The 19,171-nt window shown below is 39.5% G+C and carries 18 protein-coding genes, 5 tRNA genes and 1 pseudogene; 9 read left to right on the top strand and 15 right to left on the bottom strand.

Translation table 11 applies throughout. The features are described 5' to 3' along the window. Positions 1-4 precede the first annotated feature (4 nt). The gene (locus LLF28_01515; protein MCE5194123.1) at positions 5-2,116 is read right to left on the bottom strand and encodes a methyl-accepting chemotaxis protein; all 2,112 of its coding nucleotides are present in this window, start codon (positions 2,114-2,116) and stop codon (positions 5-7) included. A gap of 196 nt (positions 2,117-2,312) precedes the next feature. On the opposite strand from LLF28_01515, the gene leuC reads away from it, so the two are divergent. From leuC to LLF28_01490, 5 genes and pseudogenes are all read left to right on the top strand, one after another. Further along, positions 2,313-3,572: a 3-isopropylmalate dehydratase large subunit gene (leuC, locus tag LLF28_01510; protein MCE5194122.1), complete on the top strand. Its 1,260-nt coding sequence runs from the start codon at positions 2,313-2,315 to the stop codon at positions 3,570-3,572. A 115-nt stretch (positions 3,573-3,687) separates the two neighbouring features. Further along, positions 3,688-3,912: pseudogene (locus tag LLF28_01505) on the top strand (YajD family HNH nuclease). 249 nt (positions 3,913-4,161) lie between these two features. Next, positions 4,162-4,638: a RidA family protein gene (locus tag LLF28_01500; protein ID MCE5194121.1), complete on the top strand. Its 477-nt coding sequence runs from the start codon at positions 4,162-4,164 to the stop codon at positions 4,636-4,638. 31 nt (positions 4,639-4,669) lie between these two features. Continuing rightward, positions 4,670-5,998 carry a ribosome biogenesis GTPase Der gene (gene der, locus LLF28_01495; GenBank protein ID MCE5194120.1) on the top strand — a complete coding sequence of 443 codons (1,329 nt, stop codon included), beginning with the start codon at positions 4,670-4,672 and terminating at the stop codon, positions 5,996-5,998. Then, entirely contained in the window at positions 5,998-6,180 is a 183-nt protein-coding gene (locus LLF28_01490) for a hypothetical protein (GenBank protein ID MCE5194119.1), read from the top strand. The genes der and LLF28_01490 overlap by 1 nt, the downstream gene beginning before the upstream one ends. Here LLF28_01490 and LLF28_01485 read toward each other — a convergent pair. Continuing rightward, positions 6,177-6,890 carry a 16S rRNA (uracil(1498)-N(3))-methyltransferase gene (locus LLF28_01485; protein MCE5194118.1) on the bottom strand — a complete coding sequence of 238 codons (714 nt, stop codon included), beginning with the start codon at positions 6,888-6,890 and terminating at the stop codon, positions 6,177-6,179. The genes LLF28_01490 and LLF28_01485 overlap by 4 nt on opposite strands. A gap of 176 nt (positions 6,891-7,066) precedes the next feature. Here LLF28_01485 and LLF28_01480 point away from each other — a divergent pair, with 176 nt between their 5' ends. Genes LLF28_01480 through LLF28_01465 form a run of 4 tightly spaced genes read left to right on the top strand, consistent with a single transcriptional unit; the run spans position 7,067 to position 9,782 of the window. Further along, positions 7,067-8,149, top strand: a complete 1,083-nt coding sequence (locus LLF28_01480; GenBank protein MCE5194117.1) for a YedE-related selenium metabolism membrane protein — start codon at positions 7,067-7,069, stop codon at positions 8,147-8,149. A gap of 13 nt (positions 8,150-8,162) precedes the next feature. Continuing rightward, complete coding sequence (locus LLF28_01475) at positions 8,163-8,375, top strand: sulfurtransferase TusA family protein (protein MCE5194116.1); 213 nt, start codon at positions 8,163-8,165, stop codon at positions 8,373-8,375. Positions 8,376-8,396: 21 nt separating this feature from the next. After that, positions 8,397-9,551 (top strand): aminotransferase class V-fold PLP-dependent enzyme, encoded by a 1,155-nt coding sequence (locus tag LLF28_01470; GenBank protein MCE5194115.1) that lies wholly within the window; start codon positions 8,397-8,399, stop codon positions 9,549-9,551. A 3-nt stretch (positions 9,552-9,554) separates the two neighbouring features. Continuing rightward, entirely contained in the window at positions 9,555-9,782 is a 228-nt protein-coding gene (locus LLF28_01465; protein ID MCE5194114.1) for a DUF3343 domain-containing protein, read from the top strand. Between the two features lie 3 nt (positions 9,783-9,785). On the opposite strand, the gene dnaJ is transcribed toward LLF28_01465, so the two are convergent. From dnaJ to LLF28_01400, 13 genes are all read right to left on the bottom strand, one after another. Beyond that, positions 9,786-10,880, bottom strand: a complete 1,095-nt coding sequence (gene dnaJ, locus LLF28_01460) for a molecular chaperone DnaJ (GenBank protein ID MCE5194113.1) — start codon at positions 10,878-10,880, stop codon at positions 9,786-9,788. Between the two features lie 70 nt (positions 10,881-10,950). Then, complete coding sequence (gene dnaK, locus LLF28_01455) at positions 10,951-12,879, bottom strand: molecular chaperone DnaK (GenBank protein MCE5194112.1); 1,929 nt, start codon at positions 12,877-12,879, stop codon at positions 10,951-10,953. Then, entirely contained in the window at positions 12,872-13,552 is a 681-nt protein-coding gene (gene grpE / locus LLF28_01450) for a nucleotide exchange factor GrpE (GenBank protein ID MCE5194111.1), read from the bottom strand. The genes dnaK and grpE overlap by 8 nt, the downstream gene beginning before the upstream one ends. A 15-nt stretch (positions 13,553-13,567) precedes the next feature. After that, a complete protein-coding gene (gene hrcA / locus LLF28_01445) occupies positions 13,568-14,596 on the bottom strand; it encodes a heat-inducible transcriptional repressor HrcA (GenBank protein ID MCE5194110.1) in 1,029 nt (342 codons plus the stop codon). Positions 14,597-14,701: 105 nt separating this feature from the next. Next, on the bottom strand, positions 14,702-15,469 hold the full coding sequence (locus LLF28_01440; GenBank protein ID MCE5194109.1) for a response regulator: 768 nt from the start codon (positions 15,467-15,469) through the stop codon (positions 14,702-14,704). A gap of 71 nt (positions 15,470-15,540) precedes the next feature. Then, positions 15,541-15,921, bottom strand: coding sequence for a response regulator (locus LLF28_01435; GenBank protein MCE5194108.1), 381 nt, complete (start codon positions 15,919-15,921; stop codon positions 15,541-15,543). 2 nt (positions 15,922-15,923) lie between these two features. After that, positions 15,924-17,537 carry a HAMP domain-containing protein gene (locus LLF28_01430; GenBank protein MCE5194107.1) on the bottom strand — a complete coding sequence of 538 codons (1,614 nt, stop codon included), beginning with the start codon at positions 17,535-17,537 and terminating at the stop codon, positions 15,924-15,926. 118 nt (positions 17,538-17,655) lie between these two features. Then, positions 17,656-17,728, bottom strand: a tRNA-Lys gene (locus LLF28_01425). Positions 17,729-17,739: 11 nt separating this feature from the next. Continuing rightward, a tRNA-Arg gene (locus LLF28_01420) sits at positions 17,740-17,816 on the bottom strand. A 57-nt stretch (positions 17,817-17,873) separates the two neighbouring features. Then, positions 17,874-17,948, bottom strand: a tRNA-His gene (locus LLF28_01415). Positions 17,949-18,053: 105 nt separating this feature from the next. Further along, positions 18,054-18,130, bottom strand: a tRNA-Arg gene (locus LLF28_01410). Between the two features lie 146 nt (positions 18,131-18,276). Beyond that, positions 18,277-18,354, bottom strand: a tRNA-Pro gene (locus LLF28_01405). A 94-nt stretch (positions 18,355-18,448) separates the two neighbouring features. Beyond that, on the bottom strand, positions 18,449-19,156 hold the full coding sequence (locus LLF28_01400) for a tetratricopeptide repeat protein (GenBank protein ID MCE5194106.1): 708 nt from the start codon (positions 19,154-19,156) through the stop codon (positions 18,449-18,451). Positions 19,157-19,171: the final 15 nt, after the last annotated feature.

Here is a 19,171-nt window from a genome sequence, read left to right as displayed (position 1 = left end):
TTTTCTATACTTTAAAAATACTTACTTTTTGATTTAGCGCCTCTGCCTTGTTCCCAAGATTATCTGCTGTTTTATCAAGTTCTGCGGAAAGAGAAATACTCTCGTCTGTCTTGCCCTTAATTGTCTCGACCGAGCCAAGAATCATTTCAGACGCCTTCTTCTGCTCAGCGGCAGCCTTGGCAACAGACTGCATTTTCTGAGCAACATCCGTTATAACCTGTGAGATATACTTTACCTCTTTCAACTGCTGTGCTGTTGCCTGTTTTACTCTCACAGTTATATCGCTCATATCCTCTGTTGCATATAATATTTCTTGTGAAGCGCCTTTCTGCTCGTCTGTAGCTTTCTTTATTCCTTCCACCATATCGCTCATCTTTGTTACAGCTTTTGTAACATGGGCTATGCTTTGTCCTTGTTCTTCTGTCGCCTTTTCCACACTCACTGCCATCTCAAGTGAAGCATCTGCACTCTCCACAATCTTGGCAAGCGCATTCTCAGCTGCATTAGAAAGTTTCACTCCTTCAGCAACTCTTTCTGAGCTTTTATTCATCGAATCTACGGCAGCATCGACCTTGCTCTGCACAAGTTTTATCAGTTCGCCAATCTCTTTTGTAGAATCAGCTGTTCTCTGCGCAAGATTTTTTACCTGGTCTGCGACAACAGCAAACCCTTTCCCATATTCTCCTGCCTGAGCAGCGAGTATTGCAGCATTTAGAGAAAGCAGATTTGTCGTCTCAGCAACTTCATTAATGACATTAATTATTTTTCCAATCTCTCTTGACCGCTCTCCGAGGTCGCTGATTATGAATGCTGTGTTCTCAACTTCCTTTTTTATCTTATCCATTCCATCTTTTGTATTCCTTACAGCTTCAAGACCAATAGTGTTTGCGTCTGATTTAACCTTTTCAGAAAGATATGCCTGCTCCTGCGAACGCATACCCACTTCCATTGATGTTGTATTTATTTCCGTTACAGCGGACACTACTCCTTCTGTCTCCTGAGAAAGTTTGTCAACGCTTGAAGCAACTTCCTTGAGTGAAGCAGCGATCTCTGCTATTGAAGACGATACTTTTTCTACCGATCCTGTAAGTCTCTCGGAATTTTCTGCAACTTCAGAAATATTTGTAGACACTTCAAGAGAAGACGCCGATGCAGCTTCTGTGGATTCAAAAAGCACTTCGATATCACCTGCAACAGCTCTTATTGATTTATCCATCTCTTCTATGGAAGAAGAAATATCCTGCATTGCATCATGCTGAGCCTGAGCAGATATTTGTATCCCGCTTGAAGAAAGTTTTATTGATTTGGATGTATTAGTTATGTCATTGGAAGTTGAAATATTATCTTTTACTATTCCCTGGATCCCGTCCATAAACTTATTGAACCACTTGCTTGCCATCCCCATTTCATCGTTGGAATCAATCGTGAGCCTTTTTGTAAGATCGCTTTTCCCTTCAGCTATATGATTGAGCATGACCATTACGTTAGAAATAGGTTTGATAATTGATCTGCTTACCAAAATTGAAAAAATAAGGCCCAGAATACCTACTATAAGGAAAATTATTATAATTATATTCCTTGAGTAATTTTTTACAGTTAAAGCATTTTCTTTTTCTGCAAACAGTTTTTTTTGCAGGCCTGTCCTTAAATAATCTATCTTGCCAAGCGCAGGATATACATAATCATTGCTCATTGATTGAACCAGTGCTGAAAGTCCCGCGGATCTGTTAGACATTCCTAATAGTTTGACAGAGACTTTGTTTGCTTCAATATATAGAGACCAGATTTTTTCTATATCGACAAGTTCTTCTTTCGTAAAATTCTTATTGTTTTTTATGCTTAAAAGAATTCTCTGAACCTTGTTGTCTGCCGAGTCAAAAGTTTTCTTATAAGCAGGGTCTCCGACAACAATATATTCACTGACAGGTATTACTGTTTCATTGATAGCAAGCTGTAATTCATTTAAAAGGTTAACCTTCTCTGTATACGCTGATACCTTTCCAATGCTATCACCCAGTTTTCCCTGTATTAACAATGCAGATAATCCAATAACGCCAAAAAAAATACCTGCAGCGATAATAGAAATTACAAATTTGTTCTTGACAGTTAAAAACATGAATACCCCCTTTTTATGAAACAGCAGGGTCTTTTATCTTGTCGACTCATCCTGCCTGGATTTATCATCTGTAAAATAATTATAAACTAACCTGTTACAGAATAAAAGAACTAAAAAATTTTCACAACTTACTTGTTAAACTATCACAAGTACAGCTATAATAATTTTTTGAAAATTCTGTACTTCGGGAGATTATATGACTATTACTGAAAAAATCCTGAGCGCACATTCAGGAAAGAAAAAAGTAGAGGCAGGCGAGCTTATCAATGCAAAGGTCGACCTTATACTTGCCAATGACATTACTGCACCGATAGCAATACAGGAATTCAAAAAAACAGGCGCAAGAAACGTATTCGATAAAAACCGTGTTGTATTTGTTCCCGACCATTTTGCGCCTCAGAAAGACATAAAAGCTGCTGAACAGTGCAAGCTGCTAAGAGATTTTTCAAAAGAATACGACCTAAGTCTATATTTCGAGGTCGGCAGAATGGGAGTCGAGCATGCACTTCTTCCAGAACAGGGCCTGGTTGTATCAGGAGATGTTGTTATTGGAGCTGACAGCCATACCTGCACATACGGAGCGCTTGGGGCTTTCTCAACAGGCGTTGGCTCGACTGATGTTGCTGCTGCAATGGCAACTGGAGAATGCTGGTTCAAGGTTCCTGAATCCATGAAATTCATATATTACGGCAAGCTCAATAAATGGGTTAGCGGTAAAGACCTGATACTTCACACAATAGGCGATATAGGTGTTGACGGAGCATTATACAGAGCAATGGAATTTGAAGGAGAAGCTATAGACGAACTTCCGATGTACGGAAGACTCACAATGTGCAACATGGCTATTGAAGCAGGAGGGAAAAACGGGATCATCGTCCCTGACAAGATCACGAAAAAATATCTTAGAGGAAGAGCAAAAAGAGAACCCATATTTTACAGATCTGACAAAAAATCAAAATACATCGAAACAAGAGAATATGACTGTTCAAAAATTCCTACTACTGTTTCATGCCCTCATCTTCCTTCAAACACAAAACCTGCGTCTGAATTAAGCAAAATAACAATAGATCAGGTTGTTATAGGCTCGTGCACTAATGGAAGGCTTGAGGACTTGAGAGAAGCTGCTCTTGTTCTAAAAGGCCGCAAGGTCAACCCGAATGTTAGACTAATAATTATACCTGCAACACAGCAGATTTACAAACAGGCTATGAAAGAAAAACTTTTCGACATTTTTGTTGATGCAGAGGCTGCTGTGTCAACTCCCACATGTGGTCCTTGCCTCGGAGGCCATATGGGAATACTCGCAAAAGGCGAAAGAGCAATCGCAACCACAAACAGAAATTTCGTAGGCAGGATGGGACACCCTGAAAGCGAGGTTTATCTCTCAAATCCTGCTGTTGCAGCAGCATCAGCAGTGCTTGGAAGAATCGGAACACCTGACGAATTGGGTTTATAAAACTCATTATTGCTCTTGGGCAAATTTTGATCTCAGGAGGAGAGTTTTGAGAAAAAGAATAAAATTCAGGAAACCTCTTCAACAAAAACCAGCAGAAAACAAAACCGCCTCAGAAATAGTGCGTGAATTGAAAGGAGCCTTTGCTCCAGAGTCAAATTACAGAGAGCAGTCTTTGAAAATCCACGGCTTGATCTGCGCAAAGTGCGGCAGAGAATTTGATTTTAAAAACAGGAATCTTCTAACAGTCCACCATAAAGACGGAAATCATCACAATAATCCGACGGACGGCTCTAACTGGGAAAATCTCTGCGTCTATTGCCATGACGATGAACACAGCAGAGGGATCCTTGGAGATTATTTACATGGTACGTAATATGGTACAATTTCAAATCCGTCCAGACTTGAAAAATTAGTCGGAGATCTGACCGGTGCATACTCCAGCTGAATTAACATTCAGAACAGGCTGGTTTATCAGGTCTTGGATAAAATTAAAACAATAAAAATAATCAGAATGTGGACTCACTATGAATAAAATATTTTAATGATTTGATATGCAATCCTCTTCTTTCTTTCAAATCCCTCACTTTATATGTACAATAACTGCATCATGATTACTCCTGAACAAAAACTAAAGGATATCGGCATCACTCTTCCCGATGCGCCAAAACCTCTTGCTTCTTATCTGCCATGCGTGCAGACAGGCAAACTGTTTTTTCTGAGCGGGGTGCTGCCTCTGAGAGAGGGAAAATTAACAAAAACAGGAAAGGTCGGAGAATCAGTTACGCTTGAGGAAGCGCAGCAGGAAGCCAGACAGATCGTGATAAATGCACTTTCGATTTTAAAGTCTCATATCAAAAGTCTGAACAGCGTAAAACGCTGCATAAAACTGACCGGCTATGTAGCTTCTGCGCAAAACTTTCATGATCAGCCAAAAGTATTGAATGCTGCATCTGATCTGCTGTTCGAGATATTCGGTGAATCAGGCAGGCATGCAAGAGCAGCAGTCGGAGTAAACACACTGCCGTTCAATGCTTCTGTCGAGATCGAATTTATATTTGAGATTTAGTAAAAACTGTAAATAAATTTTCTGGATACCAATGTCAAAACCATTTGTAGTGATAGTCGGAAGAGCGAACGTCGGCAAATCCACCTTGTTTAACAAGATGGTTGGCGCTAATGCTGCTATTGTGGAAAATACCCCAAATGTTACTCGTGACAGAAATTACAGAGAAGGCATATGGGAAAACAAGGCATTCATTGCAGTAGACACAGGAGGCTTTTATCCTGAGGCGGCAGATGACATATTAGTCCAGATAAGAGAACAGGCTCTGTTTGCAATAGAAGAGGCAGACCTGATAATCCACCTGCTTGACGGGAAAGAAGGACTTAACCCTGCTGATAAAGAACTTGCAAATCTTCTCAGAGCATCAGGCAAGAAAGTTTTATGGGTTGTGAATAAGATTGATATTCCCAAAAAAACCGATCGGATTTATGATTTTTATGCCTTGGGCGTTGATGAGCTTATCCCTGTCTCTGCTGAAACAGGATATGAATTTGACGAGATGATGGACAAGGTTGCATCTTTACTTCCTGCTGCTAAAGAAAAGGAATCATCATATCCAAAAATCGCTGTTGTGGGAAAACCAAATGTCGGCAAATCAACTCTTGTAAACAGTCTGCTTGGAAAAAAAAGAATGATAGTAAACTCTGTGCCAGGCACAACAAGAGATGCTATTGATTCAATATGCACATATTACAAAAGCAAGTATTTAATCATAGACACTGCCGGCATAAGAAAGAAAAGCAGGTTAAGTTTTTCAGTAGAGAAATTTTCAGTGGTAAGCGCAATTAAGAGCATCGAGAGATGCGATGTTGCTCTTATCGTGATAAATGCCGTTGAAGGCGTGTCAGAGCAAGACCAGAAAATAGCAGGAATTGTCGAGAGCTATCACAAAGGTGCGATATTTTTACTGAACAAATGGGATCTTATCAGCGATCCAGAACAGGTTTATAAAAAACTCACGGCAGAGCTGAGGAGAACATTCTGGTTCCTTGACTATGCTCCGATCATCACGATATCAGGCATGGAAAAGAAAAGGATAACGAAAATATTCCCTGTCATTGACGAGATAATCAAGGAAAGAAAAAAAAGAATAACAACAGGTGAAATGAACAGACTTCTCAAGGATATTATTGAAGGCAGCCCTCTTCCCTTGTATAGAAGCAATCCTGTAAAAATTTTTTATATTACACAAGTCAAGACAGAGCCTCCTGCATTTACACTTTTCAGTAATCATCCTGAAGGCATCAGAAAATCCTATTTGCGCTATATAGAAAACTGCATCAGAAAAAAATTCTCATTCACAGGCACCCCAATAAAGATTTACAATAGGATGCGAAGCAGACGCGATAGACAGGGGGACTAATGCAGGATCTTATCGGAAAGATAGTTGATGTTATTTCAGCAGAGACTAAATACACAGGCAGGCTCATTGAGGTGAATGAAACAGACGTTTATATCGAGACTGAGGCTGGCTGGCTTATGATTCCTGTTGAAAATATTATAGATATTGTTGAAAAAAATATTGAACAGACTGAAGAGTCTTAATTCATATCTCCGATAATAAACTGGACCAGTGTTAAAGCTGAGATTGCTGCTGTTTCTGCCTTGAGTATTCTTTTTCCAAGGCTTACTGTTATAATCCCTCTGTCTTCCGCAAGTTTAATCTCCTGTTTTGCAAACCCTCCTTCAGGACCAATAAAAACATAAAATGGCTCATCGCGGATATTTTTATTTTGCAATGCATTTGACAAAGATATTCCTCCGTCTTCATAAAATATCAGACCATTCATCTGCTTTTTAAAAATATCATTGAATTCCATATATTCATGAATAACAGGGATGAATGTCCTTCCGCATTGCTTTGCTGCCTCTTCGGCAATCTTTTTCCATCTAGCAAGTTTTCTTGTATACCTGAGCTGACTTCTTTCTGTGATTGCAGGGATTATCCCCTTAACTCCAAGTTCAGTGGTTTTCTGAATAACCCAATCCATTTTCTCGCCTTTGAGAATTCCCTGAACAAGGATTAGATTCAAAGGCGATTCATTTGAATAAGACAATTTTTCTGGCAGATCAGCGATGACCCTTTTATTTTCAAGTGCAGAAATTTTTGCATTATAAAGTCCGCCTTCTCCGTCAAATATCTGTATCTCATCTCCCACCCTGCATCTGAGAACAGAAATAAGATACCTTGCCTTTTCTCCAGAGATAGAAACTTTTTTGTTTTTCAACTCGTCTGTTGAAAGAATAATCTTCATATGAAATTTATTATATCTGCGTTAAACAAAAATTGACAAGAAAAAGCCCTTCATAAGGCAATCAGCCAAACCTATAAATCATGATGCTTTAATCGATATTTCCTATTGGAATTTCCAATAGGTTACCTTGTATATTCAAATACAATCTTATTGTAAATCAAAAGGAGGAAGTAAACATGTCTACCCTTACCTCATTCTTTGGCTCGCGAAAGGGAATTGTATCTGTTGGTCTGTTTATCGGAGCTGTCGCTGCTCTACTGCAAAAACTTGGAAATCCTGCAAATATGGGGATCTGCGTTGCGTGCATGGAACGAGATATTGTAGGCGCTCTTGGCTTTCACAGAGATGGTGTTGTTCAGTATATACGTCCAGAGATCATCGGTCTTGTCCTTGGCGCAATGCTGGCTGCATTTTTATTCAAGGAGTTCAAGGCAAGGACAGGCTCTGCACCAATAGTAAGATTTGTACTTGGATTTTTTGCTATGGTCGGTGCATTGGTATTCCTTGGATGTCCATGGAGAGCTCTGCTCAGACTTGCAGGAGGAGACGGGAATGCAATCGTCGGATTATTGGGTCTTTCTGCAGGAATAGGAGCCGGCTCGCTTTTCATAAAATCAGGTTATTCATTAGGCGCTAATAAAAAAACTTATTCTATTGTCGGATTTATCTTGCCTGCAATAATGATCGGACTGCTGCTCCTGCTTTTATTTGCACCAAAGCTTCCAACAGGGACTGTCTTTTTCAGTGTTAAAGGTCCAGGCTCTCAACATGCTGCAATATTTTTTTCATTGATTCTTGCATCAGCCATTGGATTTTTTGCACAAAGAACACGCTTCTGCACAATGGGAGCGATAAGAGACGTTATTTTAATAAAAGATTTCCATCTTCTAAGCGGAATAATTGCTCTTGTAATCGGAGCATTCGTAACAAATTTGATATTCAACCAGTTCAACCCGGGATTTGAGAACCAGCCGATAGCTCATACAGATATTCTCTGGAATTTTGGAGGAATGGTACTGGCTGGTATTGCATTTTCACTCGCAGGAGGATGTCCGGGACGTCAGTTGTTTTTATCCGGCGAAGGAGACGGCGATGCAGCAGTATTTGTTATCGGTATGTTTTCAGGAGCTGCATTTGCGCATAATTTCACAGCTGCAAGCACGCCGGCAGGCCCTGGATTGTGGGGACCGGCTTCAGTAATTGTTGGACTTATAGTCTGCGTTATTATCGGCTTTGCAATGAGAGAAAAAATAACATAAGGAGAATTAAAAAATGACTGAGCAACTTGATGCAAGAGGGCTTTCATGTCCTCAGCCTGTTATAGAGACAAAGAAAAAACTGTCACAGATAAAAAAAGGGACATTAGAAGTTTTTGTTGATAATGCAACTGCAAAAGAGAATGTATCACGAATGGCAAGAAATTCAGGCTGGGGTGTTTATGTTAAAGAGAATAATGAAGAATATATAATCACTCTCTCCAAGTAAATACATTACAATATAATTAATATGATATATCTTGACAATGCAGCCTCTTCTTTTCCAAAACCAAAACAGGTGGAAGAAGCTGCGCTTAATTTTCTGAGGAATATTGGAGCCAATCCCGGCCGTTCAGGCCACCGCCTTTCTATTGAAGCTGGACGCATCATATACAAAACAAGAGAAAGTCTAGCTGCTTTATTCGGGGTAAAAGACCCACTTAGAATTGTATTCGGACTTAATGCAACAGAAGCGCTGAACCTTGCATTGAACGGAATATTAAAAAAAGGAGATCATGTAATCACAAGCAGTATCGAGCATAACTCAGTTATGCGTCCATTAAGAGAGCTAGAGAAAAACGGCATTGAAATAAGTGTTGTAAAGTGTTCTTCCCATGGATTAATAGATCCTGATGATATAAGGGAATCTATCAAAAAAAATACTCGTTTAATTGTCATTAATCACGCCTCAAATATTATAGGAACAATCCAGCCTGTTTCAGAAATAGGGAAAATTGCAAGAGAACATGGAACACTCTTTCTTCTGGATGCTGCACAAACAGGAGGCTGCTGTCCGATTGATTTTGAAAAAGATATGATAGATCTGCTTGCATTTACAGGACATAAGAACCTTTATGGTCTGCAAGGTACAGGCGGGCTGATTATCGGAGAAATAATTGATATAAAAAAATTCCAGCCCCTCAAAACAGGCGGAACAGGTAGCAGATCTGAATATGAGAAACAGCCTGATTTTCTGCCTGACAAGTTCGAGAGCGGAACACCGAACACAATCGGATTGGCGGGACTTGGCGCCGGAGTCGAGTTTGTGCTCAAAGAAGGAATCAAAAAAATTCAGAAACATGAAATAAAACTGACACGAAAATTAATCACAGGACTAAAAAACATTCAGGATGTAATTGTTTACGGTCTGGATAATCCTGAAAAAAGAACAGCAACAGTCTCATTCAACATAAAAGGTATTGCTTCATCCGACATAGGGCTTACACTAGATGAAAAATATGACATTATGTGCAGAATAGGGCTTCACTGCTCACCGGCAGCTCATAAAACAATCGGGACATTTCCTGATGGGACAGTCAGATTCAGCATGAGTTATTTCACGACTGAAAAAGATATAGACAATACATTGGAAGCAGTTGCTGATATTGCAAAAAAAGGGAAATAATCATTGGAAAAAAATTTCAGCATTGTACTTTTCAATACAACAAGTTCAGCAATCAGATCAGAGATACTGATAAAAAAGAGAACTGATATTAAAGTAAAGCTTATACCAGTTCCAAGGCATCTGAGTTCAGACTGCGGAATATGTCTGAGTTTTGAAAGTGGTGATAAAGAAAAAATCCAGGAATTATTGCTTGAGGGAAATATAGAATTCGAGGGGATATACAAGGTTTAAAACTTACTTTGTCACTGAGAAAAAATTTTTCACCTTTTCCCTGAAACTCTTATAAATATCATCGCTGTTAATCTTAGAGAATTCTTCAAGAAGTTCTTTCTGCTTCTTATTGAGACTTTTTGGAACTTCGATATTAACAATAACTATCTGATCTCCTTTACTATGGCTTCCCACTTTTGGCATTCCCTTGGATTTAAGATGAATTGCCTTGCCTGAAGGCGTTCCTGCCGGGATCTTTAATTTTGAAACGCCATAGAGAGTTGGCACGTCTATTTCTGCACCTAATGCTGCCTGTGGAAATGTTATGGGAACGTTACAGTATAAATTCATGCCTTCTCTTTTAAGAAAAGGATTCTCTTCAACATCGAGAATTATATAAAGATCTCCTGCTGGTCCTCCATGTGTTCCGAGTTCGCCTTCTCCTGTCATTCTAAGCCTTGAGCCTGTATCAACACCCGGAGGAATTTTTACTATAATATTTCTTACTTCCCTTGTCTTTCCGCTTCCCTTGCACTTCCTGCATGGGTCTGTGATAATTTTCCCCTGACCGCCGCATTTTCCGCATGTCTTTGCAACGCTGAAAAAACCCTGCTGAAATCTTATCTGTCCTGTGCCCTTGCAATTAGAACATGTTACAGGTCCTTTGCCTGATGCAGCCCCGCTGCCATTACATTCCGCACAGTGCACCCATCTTGGGATTTGGAGAACTTTTTCCGTGCCGAATGCTGCTTCCGTTAAAGTTATATCAAGATCGTATCTAAGGTCTTCGCCTCTTGTTGGTCTTGCCCTGCGCTGGCCCGTGAATGTGCCAAAAAAATCACCGAAAACATCTTCGAATATATCTCCAAACCCTGCCCCAAAATTACTGAAACCATTCCCCATTCCCTCAGAAGTTCCGAACCTGTCGTAATGCGCCCTCTTATCTTGGTCGCTGAGACAGGAATATGCCTCGTTTATCTCCTTGAATTTATCCTCTGATTCCTTGTTATCAGGATTTCTATCAGGATGATGTTTCATGGCAAGCTGCCTGAATGCCTTTTTTAACTCAGCATCAGTAGCCTCTCTGGACACACCTAGAATGTCGTAATAGTCTTTCATTTTAGTAAATAGAAAATAGTAAGCAGTGAATAGTTTTCAATGCTAAATCCTATTCACTGCTTACCGGATATCAGCTCTCTTTCTTTCCTTTATCAACATCTTCAAATTCAGCTTCAACAACCTCTTCTTCAGCTGGTTTTGCACCTGTTGTTCCTGCACCCGCGCCGGCAGATGCTCCCTGCTGCTGTGCGCCTGCTGTCTTGTATACATGCTCTGCTAGCTTATGAGAAGCCTTCATCAAAGCTTCAACCGAAGATTTTATCTCAGTTGGATCCGTGCTCGAATCTTTAAGCTTCTTGCATTTTTCCAGCGCATCCTGTATGTCTTTTTTCTCTGTCTCGCTCAGTTTGTCTCCATAGTCTGCAAGTGATTTTTCCACGCTGTATACAATAGTGTCTGCCTCATTTCTTGCTTCAGCAAGCTGCTTTTTCTTTGTGTCTTCCTCTGCATGAGAATCAGCATCGCGAGTCATTTTCTTTATCTCTTCCTCGCTCAATCCGCTTGATGCAGTTATTTTTATAGACTGTTCCTTGCCAGTTCCAAGATCTTTTGCAGAAACATGCAAAATTCCGTTTGCATCAATATCAAATGTAACCTCTACCTGAGGCACACCCCTTGGTGCAGGTGGAATTCCAATAAGTTCAAAGTTTCCCAGGAGTCTGTTGTCGTTAGCCATCTCTCTTTCACCCTGGTGTATCTTTATGGTCACAGCAGGCTGGTTATCAGCGGCTGTTGAGAATACCTGGCTTTTCTTCGTAGGAATCGTTGTATTCCTTTCTATAATCTTTGTGAATATTCCGCCAAGTGTCTCTATGCCAAGTGAAAGCGGCGTTACATCAAGAAGAAGAACTTCTTTCACATCACCTTTCAGCACTGCTGCCTGTATTGCAGCTCCAACAGCAACAACCTCATCAGGGTTAACTGTCTTGTTTGGTTCTTTGCCAAAGAAATTCTGAACAGTCTGCTGAACCTTTGGAGCTCTTGTCTGTCCGCCGACAAGCAGGACTTCATCTATATTAGAAGCTGAAAGATTTGCATCGTTAAGAGCATTTTTGCATGGACCTGTTGTGTTCTCGACAAGGTCGCCTGTGAGCTGTTCAAATTTGGACCTTGTAAGCTTCATTAGAAGATGTTTTGGTCCTGATGCATCTGCAGTTACAAAAGGCAGATTTATATCTGTCTCAGCTGCAGTGGAAAGCTCTATCTTTGCCCTTTCTGCAGCTTCCTTAAGCCTCTGCAGAGCCATTTTATCGCCCTTAAGGTCAATGCCTTGATCTTTTTTGAATTCCTCAACCATCCAATCCATTATCCTGATATCAAAGTCATCACCGCCAAGATATGTGTCTCCATTGGTGGATTTAACTTCTATTACACCTTCGCCAATCTCGAGTATTGATATGTCAAAAGTTCCGCCTCCCAAATCATAGACTGCGATCTTTTCCTCTTTCTTCTTATCCATGCCATAGGCAAGGGCGGCTGCAGTAGGCTCGTTTATTATTCTTAGAACATTCAATCCTGCAATCTTTCCTGCATCCTTAGTTGCCTGGCGCTGGCTGTCGTCAAAATATGCGGGGACCGTTATTACCGCATCAGTTACAGATTCACCGAGATAATCCTCTGCTGCCTGCTTGAGCTTCTGGAGTATCATTGCTGATATTTCAGGCGGTGAGTATTTCTTGCCTCTTATCTCAACATGCGCATCTCCATTGGAAGCCTCGGTAATTTTATAAGGCAGACGTTTTTTTGCATGGTCAACTTCCGGTGAAGTATATTTTCTTCCCATCAGTCTTTTTATGGAAAAAATTGTATTTTCCGGATTTGTTATAGACTGTCTTTTTGCTATCTGTCCTACAAGTCTTTCTCCTTTATCCGTAAATGCAACAACAGAAGGAGTAGTCCTTGTTCCTTCCTGGTTTGGGATTACCACAGGTTCTCCGCCCTGCACAACAGCAACAACAGAGTTTGTCGTACCAAGATCTATTCCTATTGCTTTACCCATTTTGTATTTCCTCCTCATTATTTAAATTTATCTTATTTTCATTCTCGCTTTTCTCTGTCTTAGAACTCTCTTCATTTACATTTCCTCCTTCATTTTTTTTCTTTGAAACAGTAACCAATGAAGGCCTTAACACCTTATCTTTAAGCATATAGCCTTTTCTTAATTCTTCAATTATTGTATTCGCCTCAACATCATCCTTCTCTGCAATTGACATTGCGTGATGAACAGATGGATCGAAATGTTTGCCTTGCGCCTCAATCGGAACAACTCCAAATCTTCCAAGTACTTTCATAAACTCTTTGAGCGTTATCTCAACCCCCTGCACAAATCCCTCTCCTGCTTCCGCATTATCAGCAGAATGCTTAAGAGCCATCTCAAGATTATCAACAACAGGCAGGAGATCATAGATCAAAGACTCATTCCCGTAATTAGCAATCTCTTCCTTATCCTTGATTATTCTTTTTTTGTAATTCTCAAATTCTGCATATAGTCTAAAATATTTATCCTTTTGTTCTGCGAGTTCCTTTTCAAAGTCTGGCTTTATAGCCTCAAGTCCGGCTTCTAAAATGCTTTCAGCTGTTTCACCAGACACAGGCTTCTTATCTTTTTCCTCAGCTACTTCTTTGACATGGGAATCATGTCTAGTCTTGTCTTTTTTCAATTTTATCTTCACCTCAATATCCTTGATTTACTTGTCAGAGAGTACCTGGCTTATTAACTTTGCAGTTATATCAATCATTGCTATTGCCCTTGGGTAGTCCATTCTTGTTGGACCTATTATACCAATACTCCCTGCAGGCTTGTCGCCTTGCATGAATGTCTTTGCCACTATGCTGAATTTCTTCATCTCAGAAACAGAATTTTCAGAACCGATTATTACCTGAACGCTGTCAAAATCAGAAATCTTATCAAGCAGCTTTATAATCAGGTGTTTATCCTCAATTGCCTTTGAAATCTCTTTTATTTTTTCCAGATCAGCAAAATCAGGCAGATTCAGAACTTCAGACAGACCTGAGACATAGATATCTCCGAAAGAAAAAGCCATTGCTTCCCTGCATATCATCATTGCCCTTGATATCATAGAGTCGCACACTGCTTTCTCAATAGCCATCTCTCGTATTATTATTGAGCTTATTTCTTCCAGAGTGCAGCCGTAAAATTCTGAATTGAGATATGCCGCTATCCTGTTAAGGTCTCTCTGGGTCAGATCACAATCTATATCTACTATTTTATTATTTACCAGCCCTTCATCCGTAAACAATACAGTAACTATGAAATTCCCTTTATGCTTAAGAAGATTGATCCTGTTAAATGTTGCTGTTCTTGTCTTTGGAGAAAGCGCAAATCCAAGATAGTGCAGAAAATTAGAAAGTCTTTTTGTTGTCTCACTTAAAAGAAAATTCATATCATTTCTTATGGATTCGAGCTCTTTTGCAAGCTCTCTGGCAAATGCACTGTCATCAGGCTGAGATTCTCCGCTGATAAGCGAGTTAACATAAAACCTGTACCCTTTGTCAGTCGGCACTCTGCCTGCAGAGGTATGCGGCTGACTTAGAAAGCCTAGTTCTTCAAGGTCTGACATTATGTTTCTTATTGTTGCAGGTGAAAGACTTATGGCAAATTTCTTTGTTATAAATCTTGATCCCACAGGATCAGGATTATCTATATAGCTCTGCACTATTGCACAGAGTATCTGTTTATTTCTGTTATCAAGCATAGTTGGCACTCTCAACATTAGAGTGCTAATAATTTATCAGTAAACCCCTATCTCTGTCAAGTGGAGCAAAACATATTGAAATAAAAAGAAAAAAACGATACAGCTCTAAGCATTAAGCAACTGGATGCGTGCAAGCCATAAAAGCCAGCCTTCACTTAAGTTTTCACCAATAAGAGATGCAATTGCATTGTTTGCATTTTCATTCAGCTCTTTTATCCTGCCTGTCATTGGAGAGACAAGATATTCTTCTTGTCCAGAACCTGACAATATTTTGGCAAAGGCCTGTCCGGCAGTGACAATATCAATCCCCTTTAGAATATCCACATACATTAGTTGGCCTCCAAGAAGCCAGTATCTTACATCAAATCCTATCTCCCATATCCCCTGCCTTAGCGCCCTAGCCCAAGTGCCTTCTTTGTAATAGATGACAGGATTTTCTGAGTCTCTTAATAACACTACTTCATTCCTGAATTCATCAATAAATGCCTTTCTTAATATCCAGCCTCTCTGATCAAAGACTTTTTTTGCAACATTGATCATGAAATCGGGGATAAATGGCTTTTCTATATATTCAAACGCCCCGAGTCTTATTGATTCTTTTGCATCTTCAGCCGTAGGATAGCCGGTAATCATAACAACATCCAGTTCAGGATTGATTATCTTTGATTCCTTTAAAACAGTGATGCCGTTTATATCAGGAAGCCTGATATCTGAAATCAGAAGATCAATATCTTCTTTTGAAATTTTTTCAAGAGCATCCTCGCCTTTGTCAGCAGTAATAATGGCATAACCCTCAGCTCCAAGGATTCTCTTGCAACTCAGTGTTACGGCAGGATCATCATCAAGAACAAGTATTCTGCGATTTTTGCTCATCAGAAATTCCTTTTAATAAATTCAATCCTTAAAAAATAATAGCATTATTTAATCAATAAAAAAACTAAATTTTACTGCTGCTTTGTCTTATGCATAAAAACATTATTGATTGCTGATAATATCTGGTCTGGAGTGAAAGGCTTTTCCAGATAATCAAATGCCCCTAATTTAAGAGCGCTCACAGCAGTTTCTACTGTCTGGTATCCAGTAATAATTACAACCTCTACAGAAGGCCAGCTTTCTTTTATCATACATAATATCTTTATGCCGTCCATATCAGGCATCTTTAGGTCAGTAAGCACAAGATCAAACGATTCGTTTTCAAGCAAGATGATCCCATCAGTGCCGCTTCTGACTGTTTTTACTTCGTACCCTTCAGGCTCAAGCGTTCTCCTGCAGCTTTGAAGCACTATCTCCTCATCATCGATTACCAGAATTTTTTTCTTTCTCATATTTATCCTCTATTGTTATTAGGGCTTTTTAAACTCAAAAACTCATCTTTTTGAACTGGAATTCTGACAAAGAAACTTGTCCCTTTTCCCAATGAAGTTCTTACATGTATCCTTCCGCCGTGGTCCTGAATTATTCCATGGCTTACTGCAAGCCCAAGTCCAGTACCCTTGCCAACTGGTTTTGTCGTAAAAAAAGGCTCAAAAAGCTTTGCAAGATCTTTATCTGATATGCCGCTTCCTGTATCAGTAAATTCAATCTCAGCGTAAACCCCGTCAGTTTCAACAACCTTTCGTGTATTTATAGTCAAAGTGCCTTTTCCTTCCATGGCATCTGCAGCATTTAATATTATATTCAAAAAAACCTGTTGTATCTGTGATGCATCAGCCTTAACAGGCGGCAGAGCATCAGCAAGATTAACCAAAAGTTTTATATCAAAAAAATCCATTCTATGCTTAACCATATGCAAAGTTGTATTCAGAATATCATTAATATTGACAATAGTTTTCTCTGAATACGTTCCTCTTGAAAAACCCAGCAATCCCTTTATTATGCTTGAGCATCTATTTGCCTGTTCAATAATCACCTCAACATCATCTTTCTCCTGACTTCCATGCGGGAATTTTTTAAGCAGAAGATGTCCGAATGTTACTATGCCTGTTAACGGGCTGTTTATTTCATGGGCAACGCCTGCTGCCATTCTGCCAAGTGAAGCAAGTTTTTCAGAATGCACAAGCTGCTCCTGAGTCTTTTGTATCTCCTTTGTCTTTTCAGCGACCTTTTTTTCAAGTGTATTTCCCCACTCAATAATCAATAATTTGGCTTTTGACAAATCTGTAGTCATTGTATTAAACACATTAGCAAGCTCTCCGATTTCATCCTTTGTTGTTATATCAAGGACAAAATCAAGTTCACCTGCAGATACGCGTTTCATTCCCTGTGTAAGCATATTTAATGGATTATGCACAAGCCTCCAGAGTATTGCCCACAGGACAACAGAAAGCACACAGATAAAAACAAGCACGTATGCCGTCATTGCTATCTCCTGCCTCATTATTGCCGTATCCATTCTATTCAGAGATATATCTGACTCGATGAATCCAAGAATTGTAGTATTTTTTTTGTGTATATGGCACGCTGCAGAATAACAAGGTTGCTGATTGTAAACAGGCTGCACAATATTAAGGAATCTTTTTCCATCTCTGTCTTTCTTTATAGACCAGTTAGGCATCTCTAATGGCTTTTTAGTTTCTGAATGACAGAACATGCACATTGATTCATCCTTTGTAAATACAGCGCCTATCTCTTCTTTATCTGATGAATATGCGATCTTGCCCTTTCCTTCAAATATCCTTATTCTTTTAACTCCTTCTCCAGAGCTTATCGACTCAATAGTGTGCTGTATCAAAGGTTTCTGATTTGTAAGCATTCCATATTGCGTGCTCTTTTCCACAAAACCCATGAATGAACGTCCGTAGCTTACAGAACTTTTTATAGATTCCTTTTCTTGATAATTAATAAGAAAATACCAGAATATTGCAGTTCCGACTACCATGAGAGTTCCTATAGCAAGGACAAGTTTTCCTGTGAGGGAAGAAAAGATCTTATTTATCTGCAATCTGACCACTGCAATTTATACTAAATTTAGTAAATTTTATGCAAGTTAAAATTAGTTATATCACATGAAAAAAATAAAAAAAGCTTGCAGTTTTAGATGCAAGCCTTTTGCTTTAAAGTGAGCCGTGCAGGATTCGAACCTGCGACCCGCTGATTAAGAGTCAGCTGCTCTACCAACTGAGCTAACGGCCCTAAACGTTTTTTGGTGCGCCTGACCCGACTTGAACGGGCGACCCTCGGCTTCGGAGGCCGATGCTCTAATCCACTGAGCTACAGGCGCATTAAAAGTCTAAAGTTATATATGCACAACCCTAAACTTTTAATTTACACAGAATTATGGGGTGAGTGAGGGGACTCGAACCCCCAGCAGCTGGAACCACAATCCAGTGCTCTGCCATTGAGCTACACCCACCGACTAATAAAAACCAGTTATTAGTAAAACAAAAACAACCATATTCCGTCAAACCCAAACAAATACTGATAACTGGTTTCTACATTAGCTTTTGATAATTTTTATTGGCGCGCCTGAAGGGATTCGAACCCCTGACCCACTGCTTAGAAGGCAGTTGCTCTATCCGACTGAGCTACAGGCGCACACCTTAATTATTTATATTTTACAAGATATGGCCTCTGAGCGGATTTTAATTCCAGCTTGCATTAGAATTCACCTCAGAAAAAATCTGCTGAAGCAGCTTCATATAGGTGAAAGCAATAAAGCTTATCTTGCAAAAATTTATTATTGGTCGGGGCGAGAGGATTTGAACCTCCGACCCCCTGCTCCCAAGGCAGGTGCGCTAGCCAGACTGCGCTACGCCCCGAATCTAACTTTCTGCCAGACGCAGAAAAACTAAAAACACAAGAAAAATATTATACAGATTATTTCAAGAATTAAAAGCAAAAAATTTCAGGAGTCTAATATTTGAGAATTTCAAGATAATCAGTGATATCTTTCTTCTCATCGCCTTTTGATTTTTTTTCCTTCTGCAGGAAATCACCTATAGCCTTATTCCTGTCGCCCTTATAATTTGGATCAAGCTCTATTGCCCTTGTGATGGCTGTTGATGAATCTCCGTATTTGCCTTTTGCATTTTGGCTTAGTGCAATACCATAATAAGCAGGGTAAAAATCAACTGCTCTCTTCAGGGCATTTTTATATGCCTCGATAGAATCGTCATACTGCCCCATTCTGTAATATACTTGACCAAGATTATAATAAGCCTTTTCAGGTGTGCGGTAGACTTTATTTGAAACAGCTTTATTATAAACATCCGCTGCTTCCTTATACTTTCCTTTCATCATATATGCATAACCGAGATTGTTATATGCCTCTGAATAATTGCTGTCGACATTTATTGCTTTCCGAAAATACTCTATGGCATTATCATATTCTTCATAGTGAATCAGATAGATGACACCTAATGAGTACAGGACTTCCTTATCCTCTGGATTGTATTTAAGCGCATTCTGAAACTCTATGAATGCAGACTGCATATTATTTTCATTGAAATAGGCCAGACCCAATTTGTAATGAGAGGTTGCCTTTTGAACATTCTCAGTGCTTGTTGCACAGGAACATATCAAAAGCATAACTATCAGCAAAAAAATCTGTCCTTTTTTCATATTTCTCTATCCTTT

Source organism: Nitrospiraceae bacterium (genome assembly GCA_021373015.1).
Classification (GTDB): domain Bacteria; phylum Nitrospirota; class Thermodesulfovibrionia; order Thermodesulfovibrionales; family UBA1546; genus JAJFTJ01.
This window is presented reverse-complemented; position numbering and strand designations above follow the sequence as displayed.

Excerpts from the sequence above, each read along its gene's own strand:
- LLF28_01515 (MCE5194123.1), bottom strand. The coding sequence starts at position 2,116 with ATGTTTTTAACTGTCAAGAACAAATTTGTAATTTCTATTATCGCTGCA.
- leuC (MCE5194122.1), top strand. The coding sequence starts at position 2,313 with ATGACTATTACTGAAAAAATCCTGAGCGCACATTCAGGAAAGAAAAAA.
- LLF28_01500 (MCE5194121.1), top strand. The coding sequence starts at position 4,162 with ATGTACAATAACTGCATCATGATTACTCCTGAACAAAAACTAAAGGAT.
- der (MCE5194120.1), top strand. The coding sequence starts at position 4,670 with ATGTCAAAACCATTTGTAGTGATAGTCGGAAGAGCGAACGTCGGCAAA.
- LLF28_01490 (MCE5194119.1), top strand. The coding sequence starts at position 5,998 with ATGCAGGATCTTATCGGAAAGATAGTTGATGTTATTTCAGCAGAGACT.
- LLF28_01485 (MCE5194118.1), bottom strand. The coding sequence starts at position 6,890 with ATGAAGATTATTCTTTCAACAGACGAGTTGAAAAACAAAAAAGTTTCT.
- LLF28_01480 (MCE5194117.1), top strand. The coding sequence starts at position 7,067 with ATGTCTACCCTTACCTCATTCTTTGGCTCGCGAAAGGGAATTGTATCT.
- LLF28_01475 (MCE5194116.1), top strand. The coding sequence starts at position 8,163 with ATGACTGAGCAACTTGATGCAAGAGGGCTTTCATGTCCTCAGCCTGTT.
- LLF28_01470 (MCE5194115.1), top strand. The coding sequence starts at position 8,397 with ATGATATATCTTGACAATGCAGCCTCTTCTTTTCCAAAACCAAAACAG.
- dnaJ (MCE5194113.1), bottom strand. The coding sequence starts at position 10,880 with ATGAAAGACTATTACGACATTCTAGGTGTGTCCAGAGAGGCTACTGAT.
- dnaK (MCE5194112.1), bottom strand. The coding sequence starts at position 12,879 with ATGGGTAAAGCAATAGGAATAGATCTTGGTACGACAAACTCTGTTGTT.
- hrcA (MCE5194110.1), bottom strand. The coding sequence starts at position 14,596 with ATGCTTGATAACAGAAATAAACAGATACTCTGTGCAATAGTGCAGAGC.
- LLF28_01440 (MCE5194109.1), bottom strand. The coding sequence starts at position 15,469 with ATGAGCAAAAATCGCAGAATACTTGTTCTTGATGATGATCCTGCCGTA.
- LLF28_01435 (MCE5194108.1), bottom strand. The coding sequence starts at position 15,921 with ATGAGAAAGAAAAAAATTCTGGTAATCGATGATGAGGAGATAGTGCTT.
- LLF28_01400 (MCE5194106.1), bottom strand. The coding sequence starts at position 19,156 with ATGAAAAAAGGACAGATTTTTTTGCTGATAGTTATGCTTTTGATATGT.